The sequence below is a fragment of the Lutibacter sp. Hel_I_33_5 genome (assembly GCF_007827455.1).
Taxonomy (GTDB): domain Bacteria; phylum Bacteroidota; class Bacteroidia; order Flavobacteriales; family Flavobacteriaceae; genus Polaribacter.
The window spans coordinates 647013-671416 of the sequence record NZ_VISM01000001.1 but is presented as its reverse complement, the minus strand read 5'-3'; the positions used below and the strand labels follow the sequence as shown (position 1 = coordinate 671416).

At 28.8% G+C, this 24404-nt stretch carries 20 protein-coding genes; 9 read left to right on the top strand and 11 right to left on the bottom strand.

Annotated features, from left to right (window positions below; translation table 11 throughout):
- Positions 1 to 3: 3 nt before the first annotated feature.
- From OD91_RS02905 to OD91_RS02895, 3 genes are read right to left on the bottom strand one after another with little or no spacing between them, the layout of a single operon-like run.
- On the bottom strand, positions 4 to 564 hold the full coding sequence (locus OD91_RS02905; RefSeq protein ID WP_144894900.1) for an RNA polymerase sigma factor: 561 nt from the start codon (positions 562 to 564) through the stop codon (positions 4 to 6).
- Entirely contained in the window at positions 555 to 1658 is a 1104-nt protein-coding gene (locus OD91_RS02900) for a glycosyltransferase (RefSeq protein WP_186434382.1), read from the bottom strand. Before OD91_RS02900 ends, OD91_RS02905 begins: the two co-directional genes overlap by 10 nt.
- A gap of 12 nt (positions 1659 to 1670) precedes the next feature.
- Positions 1671 to 1874: a membrane or secreted protein gene (locus OD91_RS02895; protein ID WP_144894899.1), complete on the bottom strand. Its 204-nt coding sequence runs from the start codon at positions 1872 to 1874 to the stop codon at positions 1671 to 1673.
- 135 nt (positions 1875 to 2009) lie between these two features.
- Between OD91_RS02895 and aqpZ the strand changes: the two genes are divergently transcribed.
- The 4 genes from aqpZ to OD91_RS02875 all read left to right on the top strand — a co-directional run bounded on the left by aqpZ (position 2010) and on the right by OD91_RS02875 (position 4832).
- A complete protein-coding gene (gene aqpZ, locus OD91_RS02890; RefSeq protein ID WP_144894898.1) occupies positions 2010 to 2696 on the top strand; it encodes an aquaporin Z in 687 nt (228 codons plus the stop codon).
- Between the two features lie 128 nt (positions 2697 to 2824).
- On the top strand, positions 2825 to 3565 hold the full coding sequence (locus tag OD91_RS02885; RefSeq protein ID WP_144894897.1) for a YHYH protein: 741 nt from the start codon (positions 2825 to 2827) through the stop codon (positions 3563 to 3565).
- 3 nt (positions 3566 to 3568) lie between these two features.
- Entirely contained in the window at positions 3569 to 4195 is a 627-nt protein-coding gene (locus OD91_RS02880) for a toxin-antitoxin system YwqK family antitoxin (protein WP_144894896.1), read from the top strand.
- 55 nt (positions 4196 to 4250) lie between these two features.
- Positions 4251 to 4832 (top strand): SCO family protein, encoded by a 582-nt coding sequence (locus OD91_RS02875; protein ID WP_255513149.1) that lies wholly within the window; start codon positions 4251 to 4253, stop codon positions 4830 to 4832.
- A gap of 6 nt (positions 4833 to 4838) precedes the next feature.
- On the opposite strand, the gene murB is transcribed toward OD91_RS02875, so the two are convergent.
- Positions 4839 to 5849: a UDP-N-acetylmuramate dehydrogenase gene (gene murB / locus OD91_RS02870; RefSeq protein WP_144894894.1), complete on the bottom strand. Its 1011-nt coding sequence runs from the start codon at positions 5847 to 5849 to the stop codon at positions 4839 to 4841.
- Positions 5850 to 7040, bottom strand: a complete 1191-nt coding sequence (locus tag OD91_RS02865; protein WP_144894893.1) for a pyridoxal phosphate-dependent aminotransferase — start codon at positions 7038 to 7040, stop codon at positions 5850 to 5852. It lies immediately after the preceding gene.
- A 150-nt stretch (positions 7041 to 7190) separates the two neighbouring features.
- On the opposite strand from OD91_RS02865, the gene OD91_RS02860 reads away from it, so the two are divergent.
- On the top strand, positions 7191 to 8534 hold the full coding sequence (locus OD91_RS02860) for an aspartyl protease family protein (RefSeq protein WP_144894892.1): 1344 nt from the start codon (positions 7191 to 7193) through the stop codon (positions 8532 to 8534).
- Here OD91_RS02860 and OD91_RS02855 read toward each other — a convergent pair.
- Positions 8531 to 8944, bottom strand: a complete 414-nt coding sequence (locus OD91_RS02855) for a DUF1573 domain-containing protein (RefSeq protein WP_144894891.1) — start codon at positions 8942 to 8944, stop codon at positions 8531 to 8533. The two genes, OD91_RS02860 and OD91_RS02855, sit on opposite strands and share 4 nt — an antisense overlap.
- A gap of 126 nt (positions 8945 to 9070) precedes the next feature.
- On the opposite strand from OD91_RS02855, the gene OD91_RS02850 reads away from it, so the two are divergent.
- Together OD91_RS02850 and OD91_RS02845 are read left to right on the top strand one after the other, a co-directional pair.
- Complete coding sequence (locus OD91_RS02850; protein ID WP_144894890.1) at positions 9071 to 11707, top strand: valine--tRNA ligase; 2637 nt, start codon at positions 9071 to 9073, stop codon at positions 11705 to 11707.
- 73 nt (positions 11708 to 11780) lie between these two features.
- Entirely contained in the window at positions 11781 to 12632 is an 852-nt protein-coding gene (locus tag OD91_RS02845; protein WP_144894889.1) for an OmpA family protein, read from the top strand.
- Positions 12633 to 12671: 39 nt separating this feature from the next.
- Here OD91_RS02845 and OD91_RS02840 read toward each other — a convergent pair whose 3' ends face one another.
- The 5 genes from OD91_RS02840 to OD91_RS02820 form a co-directional block, all read right to left on the bottom strand.
- Positions 12672 to 13670 (bottom strand): aldo/keto reductase, encoded by a 999-nt coding sequence (locus tag OD91_RS02840; RefSeq protein ID WP_144894888.1) that lies wholly within the window; start codon positions 13668 to 13670, stop codon positions 12672 to 12674.
- Complete coding sequence (locus OD91_RS02835; RefSeq protein WP_144894887.1) at positions 13667 to 14923, bottom strand: nitrate/nitrite transporter; 1257 nt, start codon at positions 14921 to 14923, stop codon at positions 13667 to 13669. The genes OD91_RS02840 and OD91_RS02835 overlap by 4 nt, the downstream gene beginning before the upstream one ends.
- Before the next feature lie 95 nt (positions 14924 to 15018).
- Positions 15019 to 17931 carry an FAD-binding and (Fe-S)-binding domain-containing protein gene (locus OD91_RS02830; RefSeq protein ID WP_144894886.1) on the bottom strand — a complete coding sequence of 971 codons (2913 nt, stop codon included), beginning with the start codon at positions 17929 to 17931 and terminating at the stop codon, positions 15019 to 15021.
- A 163-nt stretch (positions 17932 to 18094) separates the two neighbouring features.
- Positions 18095 to 18589: a TlpA disulfide reductase family protein gene (locus tag OD91_RS02825; protein ID WP_144894885.1), complete on the bottom strand. Its 495-nt coding sequence runs from the start codon at positions 18587 to 18589 to the stop codon at positions 18095 to 18097.
- Positions 18590 to 18640: 51 nt separating this feature from the next.
- Positions 18641 to 19744 carry a bestrophin family protein gene (locus tag OD91_RS02820; protein ID WP_144894884.1) on the bottom strand — a complete coding sequence of 368 codons (1104 nt, stop codon included), beginning with the start codon at positions 19742 to 19744 and terminating at the stop codon, positions 18641 to 18643.
- 356 nt (positions 19745 to 20100) lie between these two features.
- Between OD91_RS02820 and OD91_RS02815 the strand changes: the two genes are divergently transcribed.
- Both OD91_RS02815 and OD91_RS02810 read left to right on the top strand, forming a co-directional pair.
- A complete protein-coding gene (locus OD91_RS02815; RefSeq protein WP_144894883.1) occupies positions 20101 to 21681 on the top strand; it encodes a hypothetical protein in 1581 nt (526 codons plus the stop codon).
- Between the two features lie 223 nt (positions 21682 to 21904).
- The gene (locus OD91_RS02810; protein ID WP_144894882.1) at positions 21905 to 24400 is read left to right on the top strand and encodes a M14 family zinc carboxypeptidase; all 2496 of its coding nucleotides are present in this window, start codon (positions 21905 to 21907) and stop codon (positions 24398 to 24400) included.
- The last annotated feature ends 4 nt before the right edge of the window (positions 24401 to 24404 follow it).

Genomic DNA, 24404 nt, shown 5'->3' with positions numbered 1-24404 from the left:
GTACTAATTCTTAATGATCTCTGCCAACAATTTTCTAGCACGTAAAAGTTTTACTTTTACGTTATTCATGGGTTCTTTAATATGTTCCGAGATTTCTTTATAACTCAATTCTTGAAAGTATCTTAGATTGATAACTTCCTGATATTTAGGCTTTAATTTTTTAATGTCCTTTAGTAGTTTAGCTAAGTTTTGTTCTGTAATAAGTTTATCTTCAGGAGATAAAGCATCATCCATAACAGTATAAACTTCATCTTCTTGCTCTTTGGTAGTTTCAATGGAATTAGAAGATTTCTTTTTACGCAAATAATCAATATGAACATTTTTAGAAATACTAATCAGCCAAGTTTTGAATTGATATTTTTCATCAAAAGTTTCAATTCTATCAAATGCCTTAGAAAAAGTTTGAATGGTAATATCTTCAGCATCATTATCATTATGTACTTTTTTTAATAAAAATGCATAAACACTACTCCAAAAAGTATCTAATAAAATATTAAAGGCAGATTGACTCCCTTTTTTTGCTTTTTTAATTTGTGTAAGTAATTCTTCTTTTTTTATTTCCAATGAACAGGTTTTGAAATAGAGTTGGCTATAAATATAGTAAATTGAAATAATAGTAAGAAAATTTCTAAAAAAGGCAAGAAAAATAGCACTTGTGTTTCCTGTAATTTTTTTGCTGAAAGACCAACAGAAATATAACAAATCAAATAATAAAGGATTATTAACGGTAAACTTATTTTCCAGTTATAAATTAAAAAAATAATTGATAACATGTAAAAAAATACTTTTGACGTATAAAATAAGCCTAAAAAAAATTTATGCTTAAATTTATAATAGTCAGATGTAGAAATATGCCTTCTCTTTTGACGAAACCATTCCTGTAAGCTGGTAGGAGCATCAGAAACAGTAAAACTATCTAATGAAGTGCAAATAGTTGTATTGGTATTAGAAGCAGCATCTTGGATAAATAAATCATCATCTCCAGACCTAATATGTAAATGACTAATAAATCCTTTTGTTTTAAAAAAATCAGATTTAGTATAAGCTAAGTTTCTACCAACACCCATATAAGGCGAACCTAATTTTGCGTACGAAAAATATTGAATTGCAGTAAGTAATGTTTCATATCTCACTAATAAATTTACCAAAGAACGTTTAGTTTTTGCGTATTTTCCATAACCTAAAATAATTGTTTTTTCCTCGTTAAAACGAGTGCTCATTTCTGAAATCCAATTATCAGAAGAAATTAAACAATCCGCATCAGTAAATAATAGGTGCTCATTTTTTGCAGCTTTAATTCCAAGTGTTAATGCATATTTTTTATTACCCCAGAAAGCTTCAATGTTTTTTACATCAACAATTTTTATGTTATTATTTTTTTTCTCAAAATTCTCCATTACTTCAAGAGTATCATCTGAAGAAGCATCGTTGATTAAAACAATTTCAAAATCGTTATATTTTTGATTGATGACTGAAGGAAGGTATTTCTGTAAATTTTGTGCTTCATTTTTTGCACAAATAATTACCGAAATAGGAAGGTTTTTAATGTTGTTTGACTTCTTTTTTTTAGCTGATAAAAATGATAAAAAAGAAAGGTAGTAAATAATTTGTATGGCTGTAACTGCTACAAAAAAGTAGAAAAATACAGTAATTATCATTTAATAAAAAGATTAATTGTGTTGTGGTTCTGCACAATTCTCAAACTGATCTGGAGTTTTTCCACAAAACCCACAAGCCTCACCGTCTTGATTTAACATAGGGTTTTGACTGGCACAAGTACCAGCAAATTTGCCATCTTTTTTAGCCCAAATTTTAATTGCAATCCCAGCTACAGCAAGCGATAATAATCCAACAGTAAGTATAACTAATTTCATGAAAATGGATTTTGTTTTGCAAAGATAATGAAACTCTACTTTTAGGGAGCAATTAATTTATCGTATATTTAGGGTTGTGACTTTTATTTTTTTAAGTGTCATATTTACATTCAACTATTTTAAATTTTTATAATTATGAAAAAATACTTTGCCGAGTTATTCGGAACATTTTGGTTAGTTTTTGGAGGTTGTGGTAGCGCAATATTTGCTGCTGCTTTTCCAGATTTAGGAATTGGTTTTGCAGGTGTTGCACTTGCTTTTGGTTTAACAGTATTAACTATGGCATATGCTGTTGGACATATTTCTGGCGGACATTTTAATCCCGCAGTTTCTTTTGGTCTTTGGGCTGGAGGAAAATTTTCTGCAAAAGAATTAATACCTTATATAATTTCTCAATTAGTAGGAGCTATTCTTGCTGCTTGTGCTTTATACCTTATCGTTTCTAACAAATCTGGATTTGATGGTGTCGGTGGTTTTGCAGCTAATGGATATGGACATTTATCTCCAGGTGGCTTTAATATTACTGCTGCTTTTGTTGCTGAATTCTTATTAACTTTATTTTTCTTATTAATTATTTTAGGAAGTACAAACGAAAGAGCACCAAAAGGTTTTGCGCCAATCGCTATTGGTTTAGGGTTAACATTAATTCACTTAATTAGTATTCCTATTACAAATACATCAGTAAACCCTGCACGTTCTATGAGTCAGGCAATTTTTGCTGGCGGTGAGTTTTTAACACAGTCTTGGTTATTCTGGGTTGCTCCAATTGCTGGTGCGATAGTAGCAGGATTTATTCATAAAGCATTATTTGATAAAGAATAAACTTATCAATTTTTATATTCTACAAACCAGATAAACATATGTTTATCTGGTTTTTTTATATAGAATTAAACTTTTTTAATTTGATGAGGTCTAATGATTATAGTAATACTAAATTAAAGCTAAAAATCATGATAAAAAATCAGTTTATTAAAATTTCATCCCTCATTGTTTTATGTTTAATAGGTGTAATGGCATGTAGTTCTGCATCTGAAGATACTGTAGAAACAACTTCCGGTACGCTACACGCAGCTTTTGCTGAATTTAATAAAGAAGCGACTACTATTTATTTAGATGGAAGTAATGTTGTTATTGAAACAACAGGTTTGCCAAATCATGAAACTGTTTATTGGGGTTCTGGAAATTCACTTTACAGAGATGAGCCAACTGTAAATTTAACTCCAAGTATAATTTCTAGTAATAATAATGCAACTACAATTAGAGTAGATGCTACTCCTAATTTAACAGGTTCTACTGTTGCAACAAATTTTAACACAATTGGAATCGCAGTTAGTGGAGCATCAATTTTTAATGATCAAGAAGGAGGGGGACCTTTAGATCAAGCAGCAGCAAGTCTTGATTGGACAGGAGCTCATATTGGTCCAGGAGTTTATCATTATCATTTAGAGCCAAAAGCTTTTTCTAATGATGATGATAAATTAGTAGGTATTTTGTTAGATGGAGTTTTTCTATATGGAAGAAAATGTAATTCTACAGGAACGTACCCAACTGATTTAGATGTCTCTGGAGGTCATAAATCTACAACCCAACATAGTGATAGTAATTCAGAATATCATTATCATATAATTAATGAGTTATATTCAACAACAGGTTCTTACTTAGCTTTTGCTGGCCCATATCAAGGATATTAAAAATTGAAAATAAATCAAACATTTTTATTGTTCTTTAATTTCATCTTACTTATTAGTTGTAGTAATAAATCAACTTCTAAAAATTTAGATGAAAATATAGATGTTAATACGATAAAAATTATTGACTTTAAAGTTGATAAAAAAGAATTAAGACTTGATCAAAATAAAGGTGTTTGGTTTTATCAAAATGTACCTTTTAATGGTTTTGCAATTAGTTATTTTGATAATAATCAATTAAAAGAAAAAACAGGTTTTTATAATGGCAAAAGGCAAGGAATTGTTAAAAAATGGTTTTCAAGTGGAAATATAAAGTTAGAATATTTTTATAATCAGAATAGGATTGAAGGATTGTATAAAAGTTGGTGGGATAATGGACAAAAATCATCAGAATTAATTTATACAAATGGTGTTCAAAATGGTATTGAAAAGAAATGGTATCCTTCTGGTAAAATTGCGAAAATTAGAAATGTTTTAAATGGGAAAGAAAATGGATTACAAAAAGCTTGGTTGGAAAATGGTAAGTTGTATGTTAATTATGAAGCTAAAAACGGAAGAGTTTATGGCTTAAGAAGAGCAAATAAATGCTATCAATTAAAAAATGAAAAGTTAGTTGAATATGTTAAAAAATAGCTTAATAATTTTATTCTCAATTGTTTTTGTTAGTTGTAAAAATAATAAAAGTGAAGTGAAAAAAATAGATGCTTTACCTTATTACAATGAAGCTTCTTTTACACCTAATTGGATTCCAAATAACAGTAATAAATTAATTGAATTCCATAAGATTCCTAACTTTGAATTAAGAAATCAAAACGGAGAAAAAATTTCTCAGAAAACATTAGAAAATAAAATTTATGTTGCTGATTTCTTTTTTACAACATGTCCAGGTATATGTCCGACGATGACAAAAAATATGAATTTAATTCAAGAAGAATTTAAAAATGATGACTCTATTATATTACTCTCGCATTCGGTAACTCCAAGTATAGATAGTATTTCTAAATTAAAAGACTATGCTCTAGAAAATAATATTGGGAAGAATTGGCATCTTCTAACTGGTGATATAAAACAAATTTATGATTTAGGAAGAAAATCGTATTTTGTAGAAGAAAACTTAGGAGAACCAAAAGGAATAGATGATTTTCTTCATACAGAAAACTTTATTCTAGTTGATGAAAACAAGCATATTCGAGGTATTTATAATGGATTAAACAGAGCTTCTGTTGCTCAATTAATTGAAGATATTAAGCTTTTAAAAAAAGAAAGTTAATAGGATTTAGTTAATAATATTAACCTCAATTTCTAAGTCAATCTCAAAATTTTGTTTGATTTTTTTTTGAATTTTTTCTGCAAGTTCAAAAATTTCTTTTCCGTTAGCATTTCCATAATTAACAAGTACCAACGCTTGTTTTTCATGGACGCCAAATTCACCAAATCGTTTACCTTTAAAGCCAGATTGTTCAATTAACCAACCAGCAGGTACTTTAATTTCAGTTTCTGAAATTGTATAACTAGGAATTTTAGGGAATTTCTCTTTTAGTTTATCAAAATGTTTTTTAGAAATTACTGGGTTTTTAAAAAAACTACCGCTATTACCAATTTCTTTTGGATCAGGTAATTTTGATTTTCTAATTGAAATTATAGCATCAGAAATATCTTTTAATGTTGGAGTTTTTATATTTTTTGAAGTTAATTCAGTTTCAATAGCACCATACGAAGTATTTAATTGATGTTCTTTCTTGGTGAGTAAAAAACTTACAGAAGTTAAAATATATTTGCCTTTAACTTCATTTTTAAAAATAGAGTTTCTGTAACCAAAATTGCATTCAGCATTCGAAAATTCAATTAACTTTCCAGTTTCAATATCAATAGCTTCTACTCTTGTAATTGTATCTTTTACTTCAACTCCATAAGCACCAATATTTTGTATCGGACATGTACCTACATTACCAGGAATTAAAGATAAATTTTCTAAACCACCATAATTTTGAGAAACACACCATAAAACAAATTCATGCCAGTTTTCACCAGCATTTACAGTTAGGTAAACATCATCATGATTTTCTCTATCTATAGAAATCCCTTTAATATCAAGATGTACAACTAGTTTTTTAATATCATTTGTAAGTAACATATTACTTCCACCAGAAATCAAAAAGATATCTTTTTCAGTTTTTAAAAGTTGCTGTAATTCATAGACAGAATTTATTGAAATAAAACGTTTAGCGTTTACATCAATATTAAATGTATTATACTTTTTTAAGGATATGTTTTCTTGAATTTTCAACTAACTATTATATTGTTTTAACGCTACAGAAATAATTTCTACAGAACGAATTAAATCACTTTTATTTAAAACATAAGCAATTCTAACTTGATTTTTTCCTTCTCCTTTAGTTGAATAAAATCCACTAGCAGGAGCAACCATTACCGTTTCATTATTATGATGAAAACTTTCTAAAATCCATTGTGCAAAATCATCGGTATCTTCAACTGGTAATTGAGCTACACAATAGAAAGCTCCTTTTGGATTAGCAACTTTTACACCATCAATTTTTTCTAATTCAGAAATTAATGTATTTCTACGTTCTTCATATTCTTCAATAACATCATCAAAATAACTTTGTGGTGTTTCTAAAGCCGCTTCAGAAGCGATTAAAGCGTATGTAGGCGGACTTAATCGTGCTTGTGCAAACTTAATGGCAGTTTGTATAAATTCATCATTTTTAGAAACAATACATCCAATTCTTGCGCCACACATACTATATCGTTTAGAAACAGAATCTATAATAATTGCATTTTTTTCTAATCCATTTAAAGACATAATCGAATTATGTTCTAAACCATCATAGGTAAATTCACGATACACTTCATCAGCAATTAAAAACAAATCATGTTTTAAGACAATCTGTTTTAGTTTTTCTATTTCTTCTTCAGAATATAAATACCCTGTTGGATTCCCTGGATTACAAATTAAAATGGCCTTAGTTTTCTCTGTGATTAGTTTTTCAAAATCTTCAATCTTAGGAAGCGAAAAATTATCTTCTATGCTAGAAATTACAGGAACAACTTTTACTCCAGAAGCTGTAGAAAATCCATTATAATTCGCGTAAAATGGTTCTGGTATAATAATTTCGTCACCTGGATCTGTAATACTTCCGATTGTAAAAAGCAAGGCTTCAGAACCTCCAGTTGTTGCAATAATATTATTTGCAGAAACGTGTATATTATTTTTACTGTAATAGTTTGCTAATTTAGTTCTGTAGACTTCAGAACCTTCAGAACGGGCGTAAGCAAGTGTAGAAATAGTATTATTCTTTACAGCATCTAAGGCTACTTGTGGTGTTTTAATATCGGGCTGTCCAATATTTAAATGATACACCTTAGTTCCTCTTTTTTTAGCAGCTTCAGCAAATGGCACCAATTTTCTAATTGGTGATTGTGGCATTGCAGTTCCTTTTTTAGATATTGAAGGCATAATTATCTTACATTGTTAGTACTGCAAATTTGCAAAATATATTTCACATTATTCTTTTTAACTAAAGATTACTAAAGGTTAAAGATTTCATAAAAAATATGGCTAGTCGGTGTTAATTTGTATATTGATTTAACATCCAAAACTTTACAATTGATAAAAAAAGTTTCAACCCTACTTTTTATACTTATTTGTTTTCAAACATTTAGCCAATCTGGTTTTCAATTTTATGGGAAGAATTCAGAAAAAGAATCCATAAACTTTAAATTGATTAATAATCTAATTGTACTCCCTCTTGAAGTAAACAAAAAAGAACTCAATTTTATATTAGACACAGGTGTAAATAAAACTATTTTATTCAATCTATCGGAAAATGATAGTTTGGGTTTAAAAAATGTTGAATATATTAAACTGCAAGGTCTAGGAAAAGGTGATCCAGTGGAAGCAATTATATCTAAGAATAATAGATTTCAAATAAAAAATATGATTAGTTATAATGAAGATGTTTATTTTATTCTTAGAGATAAATTTGATCTTTCAAGTAAGATGGGAACTACAATTCATGGGATTATTGGGTATAATTTATTATCAAAAGTAATAGCTAAAATAAATTATAAAACTAAAAAAATTACTTTTTATAATCCATCAAATTTTAAATATTCCAAATGCAGAAAATGTGAAACTTTTCCGATTGAGTTTAATAGACAGAAACCGTATATAGATGTTAGAGCTCAATTAGATACAATAGGTGATAAAGTTACTAATGTGAAAATGTTGATTGATTCTGGTGGCAGTGATTCGTTATGGTTATTTGAGAATACAAAAGAGGAAATACAAACACCAAATAAATATTTTAAAGACGTTCTTGGTGAAGGTTTAAGCGGAACTATTTATGGTAATAGAAGTAGAATCCCCGCATTAATTTTAGGAAACTATAAAATTAATGAACCAACAGTTTCATTTTTAGATTCAGCATCTACTTTTCATGCAAGAGTTTTTCGAGAGCGAAACGGAAGTATAGGTGGTAATACATTAAAACGTTTTAAAATTTGGATTGATTATCCTAATAGAAAAATTACTTTTAAGAAGAATGGTTCTTTAAAAGGAGGTTTTAATTATAATATGAGTGGTTTAGATATTATTTATAGTGGAAAAGAATTGGTGAAAGAGAGTGGTAAACCAACAATTTTAGAGTCTTTTGGTAGAAAAGAAAATACCTCAAATGCAAACCAAACATTTTCTTATGTACTTAATTATGTGTTTAAATTTAAACCTTCTTACAAGGTAAATAAAGTGCTTCCAGATTCTCCAGCTGATATTGCAGGGTTGAAAAAAGATGATTTCTTAATTTCTATAAACGGAAAAAAAACCTACGATTTAACCTTGGGAGATATTATTGCTAGATTTCAAACTAAGAATAATAAAAGAGTTAGGCTTAAAATTCGAAGAAAAGGAGAAGTAAAGAAATTTGAATTTCGCCTTAAAAAAAGAATCTAGCTATCGTCAGAAAGCATACTTTTTTTCTTTTCAAGTGATACTCCTTTAGAAATAAAACCTTTTATTTTAACAACTTTTCTTTCATGTTTAGCGTTAGAATAAATTGTAATTGCTTTAGAAAAACCACCAAGCCTATTTGTGTCATAAGCAACTTTTATTTCTCCTTTTTGACCTGGTAAAATTGGTTGGTCTGGTTTTTTAGGCACTGTACAACCGCAACTAGATTGTATGTTTTTAATAATTAAAGGTTCACTACCAATATTAGTAAATGTAAAAGTTCTTACACCATCAGAGTTTTTAATAATCTTTCCATAATCAATGGTTTCTTTCTCAAACTTAAATTCAGCTTTTTGTCCAAAAGCAGTTATTGAAAAAATAGATAATACGATAATTGTGAAAAGTTTTCTCATGATTTCTAATGTTTACAAGGTAAATTTACGAATAATTTTTACTTCAAAAAATTCAACTGCATAATTTTCTGTTAAAAAGAGATAGTTGTATTTTTGCAAACTATATTTCAAAAACTATTCCAAAGTATGGCGATTCCATCAAAATTTAATGCAAAAGAGGTAGAAGGTAAGTGGTATGACTACTGGATGAAACATAATTATTTTCATTCAACACCAGATGAAAGAGAGCCATATACAATTGTAATTCCTCCGCCAAACGTAACGGGAGTTTTACATATGGGACATATGTTGAATAATACTATTCAAGATGTGTTGATTAGAAAAGCACGTTTATTGGGTAAAAATGCATGTTGGGTTCCTGGTACAGATCACGCTTCTATTGCTACAGAGGCAAAAGTTGTTGCTAAATTAAAGGAGCAAGGCATTGAAAAAAGCGATTTAACACGTGAGGAATTTTTACAACACGCTTTTGATTGGAAAGATGAATACGGTGGAATTATCTTAGAACAATTAAAAAAGCTGGGTGCTTCTTGCGATTGGGAACGTACGGCCTTTACAATGGATCCAGAAATGTCTGAATCTGTAATTAAAGTTTTTGTCGATTTATATAACAAAGGTTTAATTTACCGTGGTTACAGAATGGTAAATTGGGACCCTGAGGCTAAAACAACACTTTCTGACGAAGAAGTAATTCATGAAGAGCGCCAAGGAAATTTATATTATTTAAAATATAAAATTGAAGGTTCTAACGATACGTTAACTATTGCTACCACGCGTCCAGAAACTATTTTTGGTGATACAGCAATTTGTATTAATCCAAATGATGAGCGTTTTACACATTTAAAAGGCAAAAAAGCGATTGTGCCTTTATGCGATAGAGTAATTCCTATTATTGAAGATGAATATGTAGATGTTGAGTTTGGAACAGGGTGTTTAAAAGTAACACCAGCACACGATGAAAATGATAAGAATTTAGGAGATAAGCACAAATTAGAAGTTATAGATATTTTTAATGAAGATGCTTCTTTAAATTCTTTCGGATTGCATTATCAAGATAAAGACCGATTTGTTGTTCGAAAAGAAATAGCTAAAGAATTAGAAGAAAAAGGGTTTTTGGTAAAAACCGAAGTCCACACAAATAAAGTAGGAACATCCGAAAGAACCAAAGCAGTTATCGAACCAAGATTATCTGATCAGTGGTTTTTAAAAATGGAAGAATTAGTAAAACCTGCTATTAAAGCGGTTTTAGGCGATGATACCGAAATTAATTTATATCCAAAGAAATTCGAAAATACGTATCGCCACTGGATGGAAAATATTCGCGATTGGAATATTTCTCGTCAATTATGGTGGGGACAACAAATTCCTGCATATTTCTATGGCGATGGAAAAGAAGATTTTGTAGTTGCAGAAAACATCGAAGAAGCATTAGTATTAGCAAAACAAAAAACCAACAACCAACAGCTAGAAATTAGCGATTTACGTCAGGATTCAGATGCTTTAGATACTTGGTTTTCTTCATGGTTATGGCCAATGTCGGTTTTTGATGGTATTCGTAATCCAGAAAACGAAGAAATTAAATACTATTACCCAACCAACGATTTAGTAACGGGTCCAGATATTTTGTTTTTCTGGGTCGCACGTATGATTATTGCTGGATATGAGTATAAAGACGAAAAACCATTTAAAAATGTTTATTTAACAGGTTTAGTACGAGACAAGCAACGACGTAAGATGTCTAAATCGTTAGGAAACTCTCCCGATGCATTGAAATTGATTGAAGATTATGGTGCCGATGGTGTGCGTGTTGGTTTATTGTTAAGTTCGGCAGCAGGAAACGATTTAATGTTTGATGAAGATTTATGTCAGCAAGGAAAAGGGTTTGCTAATAAAATTTGGAATGCATTTCGATTAATTAAAGGCTGGGAAATTGATGAGGATTTAGAGCAACCAGAAACTGCTAAAATAGGTTTAGAATGGTACCAAGCTAAATTTCAACAAACACTTACAGAAATAGAAGATCATTATAGTAAATACAGACTATCTGATGCGTTAATGGCGATTTATAAATTAATTATGGACGATTTTTCGTCTTGGTTATTAGAAATCGTAAAACCAGCGTACCAACAGCCAATTGATGCTAAAACATTTCATGATATTATTGATGTTTTAGAAAATAATTTAAAGGTTTTACATCCGTTTATGCCATTTTTAACAGAAGAAATCTGGCAACATATTACGGAAAGAACACCAGACGAAGCTTTGGTTGTTGCAAAATATCCAGAACAAGTTGTATCAAATCAATCGTTAATTAAAACTTTCGATTTTACAACAGAAATTGTTTCAGGAATTCGTACCATTAGAAAAGAAAAGAATATCTCTTTTAAAGATGCGATTGAATTGTTTGTAGTTAATACTGAAAATTATACTCAAGATTTTGATGTTGTTGTTAAAAAGCTAACAAATACTTCGGTTATAAATTATGTTTCAGAAAAAGTTGATGGTGCTTCATTTAGAGTGAAATCTAACGAGTATTTTGTACCAATTTCAATCGAAAATATTGATGTAGAAGCAGAAATTACGAAGTTAAAAGGAGAACTGAAAAGGGCAGAAGGTTTCTTATTTGGAATTCAGAAGAAACTATCTAACGAACGTTTTGTTTCTAACGCGCCAGAACAAGTTATTACTTTAGAACGTAAAAAAGAATCGGATACAATTGCTAAAATCGAAACGATTAAGAAAAGTTTGGAATCATTAAAGTAAGTTTTTTTATATGATTTTTTCATTTTAATTTGAAATTCATTAATTATGGCTTTATATTTATAAAAAAATAAAAATGAAAAAATTAACCTTAGCATTATTAGCATTTGTATTAATAGCCACTTCTTGTGTGTCTAAGAAAAAATATGTTCAATTAGAATCTAAATATCATAATACAAAAGGTAGTTTGCAAAAGTTACAACTTAAGTATGCTAAAATTGATAAAAGAATTGAGCTCTATAATGATAAAATAAATTCCTTAAGTGGTAATAATGAAGTTAATTTAAAAACAGAAAATGCTTTTAAATTAGAGATGGTAGATGGTAAAGCTGTCTTGTCAAAAGAAGCTAAATCAAACCTAAACAAAACTCTATCTAAAATTTCACCAGAAAAATTAACGCAAGCAAAAACGTTAAAAGATTCAATAAATTTAGCAATGTCTTACAATATTGTAAGAAAAACTTTAGGAAAAACAGAGTTTAATAGTTCTGATGATATTAAAGTTGATATAGAGGAAACAGTAGTTATGATATCAATTTCTGATAAACTATTATTTAGTTCTGGTAGCTATAATTTTAAGAAAAGTGGTTTGGAACTTTTGACTAAAGTTGTTGATATTATTCAGTCAGAAAAGAGTCTAGATGTAATGGTTGAAGGTCATACGGACTCTCAAACAATTCAAAATGAGAGTGTACAAGATAATTGGGATTTAAGTGTAAAAAGAGCAACAACAATTGTTAGAATTTTACAAAGTAAATTCGATATAGAAGGTAGTAGATTAATAGCTTCTGGTAGAGGAGATACAATACCTTTGTATCCAAATGATTCAAAAACTAATAGAGCTAAAAACAGAAGAACTAAAATTATTTTAATGCCAAATTTAAATAAGTTCTTTGCTTTATTAGCTGAAGAAGGCATTATTGATTAAATAATTTTAACTAAATATTTCTAAATTATAAATCCTTTTTTATTTTAAAATAGAATTAATAGTAGATAATTCTTGTTCTGTAAATATTGTGTTTTCAATAGCTTTAACACTATCTAATATTTGTTCAGTTTTACTAGCACCAATTAATACTGAAGTAATTCTATCATCTTTTAAAATCCAAGAAATAGCCATTTGTGCTAAATTCTGATTTCTATTCTTTGCAATTTCATTTAATGTTTTAATTTTAGGAAGCATTTCTAAAACTTTGTCAGTTTTAAGATAGCGTCCGTCCTTTATGGCTCTAGAATCTTTTGGTAATCCATTAATATATTTATCGGTTAACATTCCTTGTGCTAAAGGTGAAAAACAAATTGTACCAACACCAGAATTTCCTAATAAATCTAATAATCCATTTTCAATCCAACGATCAAATAAACTATATCTTGGTTGATGAATTAAACATGGAGTTCCTAAATCATTTAAGATTTTAAAAGCTTTTTCTGCTTCTTTAGGTTGATAATTAGAAATACCAACATACAATGCTTTTCCTTGTCTAACCATCAAATCTAAAGCACCCATTGTTTCTTCTAAAGGCGTATCATTATCTGGTCTATGATGATAAAAAATATCAACATAGTCTAACTTCATTCTTTGTAAACTTTGATCTAAACTAGAGATTAAATATTTCTTTGAGCCAAAATTACCATATGGACCTTCCCACATATCATAACCTGCTTTGGAAGAAATAATTAATTCATCTCTATAATTTTTGAAATCCTTTTTTAAAATTTTTCCAAAAGTTGTTTCAGCAAAACCATAAGGCGGACCATAGTTATTTGCTAAATCAAAATGCGTAATTCCGTTATCAAAAGCACATTTTAATAAATTTCTTGCATTTTTAAAATCATCATTTTCTCCAAAATTATGCCATAAGCCTAAAGAAAGTTCAGGAAGTAATAAGCCACTATTTCCCGTTCTACGGTAATTCATCTTCTCATAGCGATTTTTATCAGCTATATATTTACTTCTTTTACTCATAATTTTGAAATGCTTTTTCTAAAACCTAAAGTTGCCAATAAACCTATTATTGGTATGATTGTAAAGGTTGAAAATAAATGTTGATATTCGATAATTGTTGGATTTTCTCCTAACATATATCCTGTAAATAAAGACATAAAAATGTCAGGCGTAAAACCCACTACAGAAATAATTCCGACTAAAGTTCCTGTTAACTGAAGCGGTGTTTTTGTTTCTTCAATAATTGCAAAATACAAGCCTCTTAATGAATAGGTTCCTAAAGCCATGAATATAAATATGGAAAATGATATATAAATATGTTGGTCGTTAAAAACTCCAAATCCTAAAAAAGCTGACACTAAAATTAGTATTGAAAAAATAGGGGTAATTAATTTTGATGGAACAAATTTATCGGCAATCCAACCAATAGAAATTGCAGCTAAAGGTCTTAAATATTGAATAAAAACAGCAAAATAAGTAGCTTCTTCTAATGAATAATTCCAAACATCTTTTGCATAGGTTCCATAGACACCAGTTAGTTTATAAGAACAATAGGCGCAAAAAATAATGATGGAATGATAGATTACCTTTTGTTGTTTTATTAAAGAAAAAGCTTTCTTAAAGTCGAATTGAAATTCTTTATTATCTTGAGTTTCTATTTTTTCTTTTGGTAATACTTTCCAAACTAAAAAGGCAATTAAAAATACGATACATGTAATCGTACCTATAATATATTGTAATGTTTCTACTTTATTTTCAAAAGTTATTTCGACTCCTTTATCTGGAAAGAAAAAAGTTAAAATTCCTGCGCCAGATAACGCAATTGTAGCAGCAAATAATCCTCTTCCTCCATCTAATAAACCAAAAGATAATCCTTGATTATTTTTGTTTCCCCATTGTCTGGTTGCTTTTATCAGCGATGCCCAAAAAAGTAAAATAGTTGATATTCCCCAAAATGCATATAGCATTTTTAAAGTGAATATTGATGGAATCATGGTCATCCAAAAACCGCCTAAAGCAGTTAATAATAAAGAGAACGTTAATAATTTTCTAGCTTCCCATTTATCAGCAATAAATCCACCAAAGAAATAGGAGAGAACCGCTGTAATTCCGTATAAAGCTTGTGCTTCACCAATTTGAGCATCAGAAATTAGAAAAGCTTCTCTAATAACCGGTTTAAAAACACGCATTAAAATAAATGGTAATAAAAAAATAGCTTCCCCTGCAATAATGAGGGCAAACATGGCAGTTGCTTTCTTTTTAGTTTTAAACATAAAAATGATTAGGGTTTAAATGTACAAAAACGAAAATCAAAAGAATAATGATAAATAAAACAAATTACCAACAACAAGAAACTAAGAACTAATTACTATAATAAAGCTTCTTTTAATAATGTTATTGGGTGTTTAGCAATACGTTTTGTGCCATCAAAAATTTGATGTCTGCAACTTGTTCCTGCTGCTGCAATTTCTGTGTCAGCACTACAATTTCTAACTTTAGGAAACAACGTGTCTTCTCCAACTTGCATAGAAACTTTATAGTGTTCTTTTTCATACCCAAAAGAACCCGCCATTCCACAACAACCCGTATTCATAATAGTTACTTTGTAGTTTTCTGGGATGTTTAAAATTTCAAAAGTAGCATGTGTACTAGACAATGCTTTTTGATGACAATGTCCATGAATTTTTAGCGTCTTAGACGCATTTGTAAAGATTTCAGAATTTATATTTCCTTTTTTGAATTCTGATGCTAAAAACTCTTCAATCGTAAACGTATTCTTAGCTATTTTTTCTGCGGATACTTTGTCATCTGCTAGTCGGATGTATTCATCTCTAAACGTTAAAATTGCCGATGGTTCAATTCCTATTAACGGACTTTTATCAGTTATTAAATCTTTAAAAATTGAAACATTTTTATTTGCTATTTCTTTAGCTTCTTTTAAAAATCCTTTAGAAATATGACTTCTTCCGCTTTCTTCGTGCTTTATATTTTTAGTTTGATATCCTAATTTATCTAAAACTATTAAAGCGTCTTTTCCAATTTCTGTATCGTAGTAATTAGTGAATTCATCGTTAAATAAATAAACTTCTTTCTGAGATTTCTCGACTGCGCTTGAAATGACATTTAACTTTTCTAAAAACTTCTCTAAAGGTTGTTTAGATAATTTAGGAACACTTCGTTCTTGCGCAACTCCCATAATAGCTTTTGAAAGCGCTGTATTGGTAATGAAATTAGTAATTGCAGGAAATTTACTTCCTAATTTATTGTATTTTACGTTGTTAGCAAATAATTTACTTCTAAACGAATATCCATTTTTTTCTTGATATTGATATAAAAACTCTGCTTTTAAGGCTGCTACATCAACATTACTAGGACATTCTGTGGCACAAGCTTTACAGCTTAAACAAAGGTCAAAAACTTCTTTAAGTTCTTTAGAATCAAATTTATTAGAAGTTGAATTATTGGTTAAAACTTCTCGTAAAGTATTTGCACGTGCTCTTGTGGTATCTTTTTCGTTTTTTGTAGCTCTATAACTCGGACATAACGTTCCGCCAGCTTCTGCAGATTTTCTACAATCACCCGAACCATTACATTTTTCAGTTAATTTTAAAATTCCTTCACTATCAGAAAAATCCTGAATGGTTTTTATAATAGGTTCTTTTCGATCAATTTCATAACGCAAGCTTTTATCCATTTCAAAAGCATCCGTTATTTTTCCTTTATTAAAAACATTGTTAGGATCAAATGCTTTTTTAATGCGCCTTAATAATTGATAATTTTTATCACCAATCATTAACGAAATAAACTCTGCACGTACAATTCCATCACCATGTTCACCGCTAAAAGAACCTTTATATTTCTTAACTAACTCGGCAGTTTCAGTGGTTATTTTTCTGAATAAAACGACATCTTCTTGCTTCTTTAAATTCAAAATTGGACGTAAATGTAATTCCCCAGCACCAGCATGAGCATAATAAACAGCATCTTGCTGATATCTATCCATTATTTGGGTAAACTCTTCAATATAGTTTGGTAAGTCTTCTAAAGCCACAGCAGTATCTTCTATACATGCCACCGCTTTTTTATCACCAACCATATTACCTAATAATCCTAAGCCAGCTTTTCTAAGATGATGGACTTTTGCAATATCTTTTCCATATACTTTTGGATGATGATACCCGAACTTATTCTTTTCTAAATCAGCAATTAATATATCAGCTAAAACTTCTGCTTCTTTCAAAGTATTTGCAGAAACTTCTAACATTAATATGGCATCTGGATCACCTTGTAAAAAGAAACGGTTCTGGGCTTGTTCTCTGTTATTTTTGGTGCAATCTAAAATTACTTTGTCCATCAATTCACAGGTATATAAGTTGTGATTCATGGCAATAACTGTAGCTTTTAAACTTTCGTTTACACTTTTAAAATGTGTGCAAACCATAATGCTTTCCGTAGGAGGTAAGTCGTCTAACTGAATGGTAATTGCAGTTGAAAACACTAGAGTTCCTTCACTTCCTGATAAAAACTTTGCAGGATTAATAGTTGGATTTTCTCCACCGAATAAATCGGAAGTCAAAAACTCATCAACGGCATACCCTGTATTTCTTCTATGAATTTCTGGTTTTGGAAATTCATTTTTTATTTCTTGTTGCGTAGATTCTGAAACGAGTTCAGAATAAATACTTTTATATATTTTTCCTTCTAAAGAATTTAGATTGGATTTTTCTTTAAACTCTTGTGAGGTAACTTCATGAAAAGAAACATTGGTTCCATCACTTAATAAACCATCAATATTTACAACTTTATCACGTGTAACTCCATAACGAATTGAAGTACTACCGGAAGAATTATTACCTACCATTCCGCCAATCATACATCGGTTTGATGTTGAGGTATTTGGGCCAAAAAATAATCCGTAGGGTTTTAAAAAACGATTTAAATCATCTCTAATAATTCCTGGCTCAACCGTAATTGTTTTACTAGTTTCATCAAAGGCTAAAATCTGCGTAAAATGTTTAGAAACATCAACGACAATTCCATCTCCAACACATTGACCTGCTAACGAAGTTCCTGCTGTTCTAGGAATTAAAGTGATTGAATTTTGATTAGCAAACTCAATGAGTTTTACAATGTCTTTTTTGTTTTTAGGAAAGGCAACCGCAGTAGGAATTTTACGATATACCGATGCATCCGTTGCATAGATGCTTTTGTGTAAATCATCAAAAAATAATTCTCCAGAAAGAGCGTTGTTTAGAACTTCTAAGTTTGAGTTGTCAACCATTATTCACTATATAAAGTAGGTGATTAACTGCAAATATCAGTATAAAATAAATAGTATAGAAAAAATGAGTAACTCTTTATAAAATTTTATCATTCTAGTAATTTCATAGAAGAAAAATTAAGAATTTAGGATTTTTTTTGACTCTTTTATTATTCCTAAAACTTTATTTATATTTTTTAATTAGCTCTTTAATTACTTTAGAAGTTAATTCATTGTTTTTTAATATTGGATATCCTTCCCACCTAACAATTCCTCTTGGATCTATTAGAATGCAATGAGGAATTCCTTTAATCTCTAATATAGTATTTAATCTTCGTTTTCGATCAATTGCGCTAAAGTATTTAATTTTAGGATTTCTTTGTTTTTTAACTTTCCTAGGAGTTTCACTACTTATACCAATAACAACTAAATCTTTTTTAAATTCCTTTTGAAAAGAATTAAGTTCTGGTATGGCTTTTATACATGGTCCGCACCAAGTAGCCCAAAAATCTAAAAGTATAAATTTACCTTCAGTATTTGGTTTTTGTGTCAACCATTTCTCTACAATTATACTTGGAGCTTTTTTATTAATAAAAGATTTTGCCCAAATTTTCTTTTCTTGAGAATTAGCTGAAATTATAAATAAAATAGTTACAACTAATAATATTGTTCTTTTCATATTTATTTTATATAAATTTAGTTAAATATTTTTTCCGAAAAAAGAAAAAACTTACATTACAATATCATTTTTCCATTGATACGGTTTCGGTATATCTGTATCATCAATTAATTGTCTAATATCAATTTCTATTCCTCTACTTAAATCTGTAATTGGCACATCATTGGGTCCTCCTTCAAAAGGGTTTTCTGTGTTTTCACCAATTTTTTCCATCGTATGAAAAACCCAAGAAAGTAAAGCACTAAAAGGAATTGAAAACCATACAAAATGTTTCGCAATAGCTTCTTGTATTCTATGCGTAAATGAAGAATGTGAAGCATGGTTGGCTAAATCCTCAAAAATATGCTGACCAATACCTTCAAAACCTTCCATAATTCCGAAAGGTAAAAGGATGATGAAAATCCAAACAAAAATATAGTTTAAGGTTGCGTATTGTCTAGGGTATGGGAAGTTTTTGATACGTTCAGATTTTCCTTGTAAAGTGTAAAATTCGACTAAAATATTCATCATTTCCATATGACGAAAATCTTCAATGAAACCTTCATCCATTAATTCTTTTAATCGTCTAGATTGTATGCCTAATAGTTGTGAAGGCTTATTTCCTTTAGCAAAAACTTCATTATACTCATTTTCAGAAATATAAGGTTTTATTACACTTTCTATAGAGTCTACATCTTCACAAACTAAATAAAATGCTTCTCTAAATTCTGTATTTCCTTTGTCATTTTTTAAATGAGATTCCCAAGGTTTATCTGCTCTTAATTGATATCTTAAAGCCGTTAACCAAGCAACATGTCTATGAACAATTTCTTTTTTTATCGCTTGTAACTCTTCTTTTGATTTAGGATTTTTTGCATGGGTATTATCAATGAAATCTTTTACCATAATCGTCCAAGAACGTGAAGTGTTTACAATTCCACCCCAAATTTTACGTGCTTCCCATAAACGATCATACGAAGCATTATTTTTAAAACTGATTAAAAACGAAATAGCTGTACCTAAAACTCCTAATGGCAACCAAGGCACATGCAACCATTTTAAACCAGCAACATCAAACAAGAAAACTGGGATTGTTGCTATCAATAAAAATAGCAAAATGTGTCTTCTAGTCCATTTAATAACTCCTCTAACAGGAAAAATTCTTTTAGTGTACATAAATCATCGTTAAAGTATCAAATATAAACTTTTTGAATTCATATATTTGTTAGGGTTAAAATACTATTTAAGATATAGTTTCTTTAAAACTGAAATACTTCTTTCGCTTAAAATTTTAATATCATTTTTGTTCTTAGAAAAAGTAGCCGTTAAAGGAGTTTTCGATACATAGATATACCTGTATTACATAAAGTTATGTGTAAATTATTATATAAAACATCACTAAAAAGTGACTTTTGAAGTTTTATCTAATAAATAAGTGCTTAAATTAATATTTTGTTAATTCTATATTAAATATTGTTCCATGAGATTTTTTTAAATTAAATTTATAGTATTTTTATAAATTAATTTCATTGATGTTTAAAAATTATTATATAATTATAATCCTTTTAAGTTTTTGTATTCTTTCTTGTAAAAAATCACTTTTATCAGAAAAGTTTAATGATAGTAATATTGAAGAAGCAGTTAAGAAAACTTTCTATGATTCTGAAATTACAGGAGCTTTTATTGATTTATATCCTTTGATAGATTATATAGATAATAACCAGATAATATTTAAAGATTCTTGTACAAATGCCATGCTTTTGCATATGAGGGCGGCTAAAGAAAGAGTTGTTAAAGGAAATGAAGCTTTAGGAGAATATATATTTGAAGCAGAAAAATATGCAAAAGGATGTGATGATTTAATATTACTTAATAATATTTATAATACGCTTGGTATTTATTACGGAAGTATAAATGATTATAAAGCAGCTACAGAAGCTTTAAAAAAATCTGTTTTTTATGGTAAAAAAATACAAGATAAAACTTTTGTAGTGGCAACTTATGCTAGATTTTGTAAATTAAATATTAAAATTAAACAATGGAGTAAAGTAATTGATTATGCTTCTAAGGGAATTGAAATTATTAATAATAAAGATTCTTATTTTAACACTAATCATTTTAACAGAGTTAAAGAATTATATAGGTTTAGAGGTATAAGTAAATTAAAGTTGAATAAATTACAAGAAGCTAATTTTGATTTAGATACGGCGATTATTCACACGAAAAATTATTTAAAAACACGCAAGATAAGTAAAGATTATTATAACTCTTTTAGAGAAATATATTTAGCTAAATCTGAGTTAAATGAGAAGAAAAATGATTATAAAACTGCTAATAAATTTATTAAATCAGCTGATTCTTTAGTGTTATTAATTAATGATTTTATAAAATTTAATATTGAAGATGGAGATAGTAGATATTTATATAAGGAAATTAAGTTAAATGAAGATTTAATAGAAAGTAATAGAAAAGTTATCAGAAATCAGAACATAATTGTTGTTTTTATTGTGTTGTTTCTTATTGGTTCTATTTTATTTATTTTTAACAGAATTAATTATTTGAAAAAAATAAAATATTTATTTGATCAAAAAATTGATTTAAATAATAAATTAAAAAATAATTTAATTGAGTTAGAGAATAATAACAATGAATTAAAAATAAATAAAGAAAAAATTGAATATCTTCTAGAACAAAATAAACAAAAACTTTTTGCAAAAACATTTAAAATATCTACTTATAAAGATGGTGTAAATAATATTATTAATTCAATTTCTAAATTAATAAATGAAGATAAAGAAATTCATCCATCAAAACTGTTATTTATCAATAGGTCTCTAGGTGATATTTTCTCTGAAGAAGAAGTTTGGTTAGATTTTAAAGCAGAATTTGAAAGTAACAGGCCTTATTTCTTTAAAAAATTAAAAGAAATGTGTCCGCAGTTATCTGTTATGGATCAAAAACATTGTGCCTATGTCGCTATTAATTTAAAAAGTAAAGAAGTTGCTAATATTATAAATGTATCTCCAAGAACAGTTGAAACAGCTAGATATAGAATAAAGAAAAAAATAGGGTTAGAAGAAAAATCTTTAGATGATTTTTTAAAGGCTGTTTAATTTTTCTATACTCTACAGGAGGTAATTTATTCAAAAAAAATAATATAAAACAATATTATTTTTCATTGATAATGTTTAGGATTATTTGTAACTTAAATTTGTTACTAATATAAATTTCAATCACTATTAGAAAAATTATTTTAGTAAACAGAAATCATTGTTAAAGTATCAACTATAAACTTTTTGATTTCATATATTTGTTAGGATTCAAATATTCTTACTAATGAAAAAACTACTTGTATTTCTACTATTGTGTTCAATGAATAGTAAAGCACAAAAAATTGATTTAAATTACTATTTACCAAAAGATGTAACGTATAATAAAAATATTCCGACACCACAATCTATCATTGGTCATGAAGTAGGTGAGTGGCATGTAACCCACGATAAATTGGTAGAATATATGAAAGCTTTGGCAAAAGCTTCTGATAGGATTACCATAGAAAATAGAGGAACTACTTTTGAAGGAAGGCCTTTGTTATTGTTAACAATTACAACGCCAAGCAATCATCAGAATATAGAAAATATTAGACAAAATCATATTGATGCAACTAATAATTCTTCGGATGTTTCTAATCATCCAATTGTAGTTTATCAAGGATTTTCTATTCATGGAAATGAACCTAGTGGCTCTAATGCTTCTTTAGCTGCAGCTTATTATTTAGCGGCTGCTGAAGGACAAAAAATAGATGAATTATTAAATAATGCTATTATTTTATTTGATCCTTCTTTTAACCCTGATGGATTGCAGCGTTTTGCCTATTGGGCAAATACGAATAAGGCACAAAATATAAATCCAGACCCTAATGATAGAGAATATCATGAGGTTTGGCCAGGAGGAAGAACTAATCATTATTGGTTTGATATGAATCGTGATTGGTTGCCTGTTCAATTACCAGAATCTAGAGCAAGAATTGCATCGTTTCATAAATGGTTGCCAAATATTTTAACCGATCATCATGAAATGGGCACAAATTCTACTTTCTTTTTTCAACCAGGAATTCCGAGTAGAACAAATCCGTTAACGCCACAAATGAATCAGGATTTAACCAAAGAAATAGCTACGTATCATGCAAAAGCATTTGATAAATTAGGCTCAACCTATTATTCAGAAGAAAGCTTTGATGATTTTTATTACGGTAAAGGTTCAACGTTTCCAGACATTAATGGAAGTATCGGTATTTTGTTTGAACAGGGAAGTTCTAGAGGTCATGCACAAGAAAGTGATAACGGTGTGTTAACTTTTCCGTTTACGATTAGAAATCAATTTACTGCAACTTTATCTACGTTGGAAGCTGCTAAAAATATGCGTGTTAAGATTTTAAAATATCAACAAGATTTTTATAAAAACGCAAGAAATTCAGGGAATAAAAAAGCAATTATTTTTGGTGATGAAAAAGATGCTGCAAAAAGTTATCACTTAGCAGAAGTGATGAAAAGACATCAAATAAAAATTCACGAATTAAAATCAGATTTTTCTTCAAAAGGGAAGAAGTTTAAAAAAGGCTATAGTTATGTAGTACCTATGAATCAGAAGAATCAACGTTTGGTAAAAGCCATGTTTGATGTTAGAACTACTTTTAAAGATAGTTTGTTTTACGATGTTTCTGCGTGGACATTTAACCATGCCTTTGGTGTTGATTATGCCGAAGATGTTTCTTTATCTAAAGCAGGAAAAGAAATAACTAATTTAAAAATGAATGCTGGTTCAATTTCTCGTATGAGTTCTGTTGGATATTTATTTTCTTGGAATGAATATTATTCGCCAAAAGCCTTGAATACTATTTTACAAAAAGGAATCCGAGCAAAAGTGTCATTGAAGAATTTTAAAAATGATGGAAATTCGTATGACTACGGAACTATTTTTGTTCCTGCTCAAAATCAAAAATTAGGCGCTAGTAAATTGTATCAGTTTTTAGAAAAAATAGCAAAAGAAAATCATCTTATTATTAAAGGAACTTCTACAGGTTTAAATGACGGAATTGATTTAGGAAGTAGAAATTTTGATGCGATTAATAAACCAAAAGTAGCGATGTTAGTAGGTAACGGAATTAGAAGTTACGATGCTGGTGAAATTTGGCATTTGTTAGACACTCGTTTTGATATGAAATTGAGCAAATTAGATATGTCTTATTTAGGCAGAGTTAATTTAAGTATCTATAGTGTGATTATTGTTCCGAGTAGTAATAGTTTAAGTTCTTCAATTATTGGAAAACTAAAAACCTGGGTTAAAAATGGAGGAACATTAATTGGGTACAGAAATACTGCAAAATGGTTGTCTAAAAATAAATTTATCGACCTAGATTTTAAAGAGAACAAACAAGATTCTATAGCTAATGTTTCTTTCGAAGATAGATCATTACAGTCAGGTGCTCAATTTATTGGAGGTTCAATTTTTGAAGCGAAAATAGATCGTTCTCATCCTATAAATTTTGGGTATAAGAATGATAAAATAGCTTTATTTAGAAATACCACATTATTTATAAAACCTAATAAAAAGAGTTATAATAATCCTATACAGTATACTTCTAATCCTTTGTTAAGCGGTTATATATCTAAAGAAAACTTGAAGTTAATTAAGAATACGGTTCCGTTTCAATCCAATAGAATGGGAAGAGGTCGTGTACTAGTATTTACTGATAATACTAATTTTAGAGCTTTTTGGTACGGAACAAATAAGTTATTAATGAATGCTATTTTCTTTGGAGATAAGATGTGAAAAT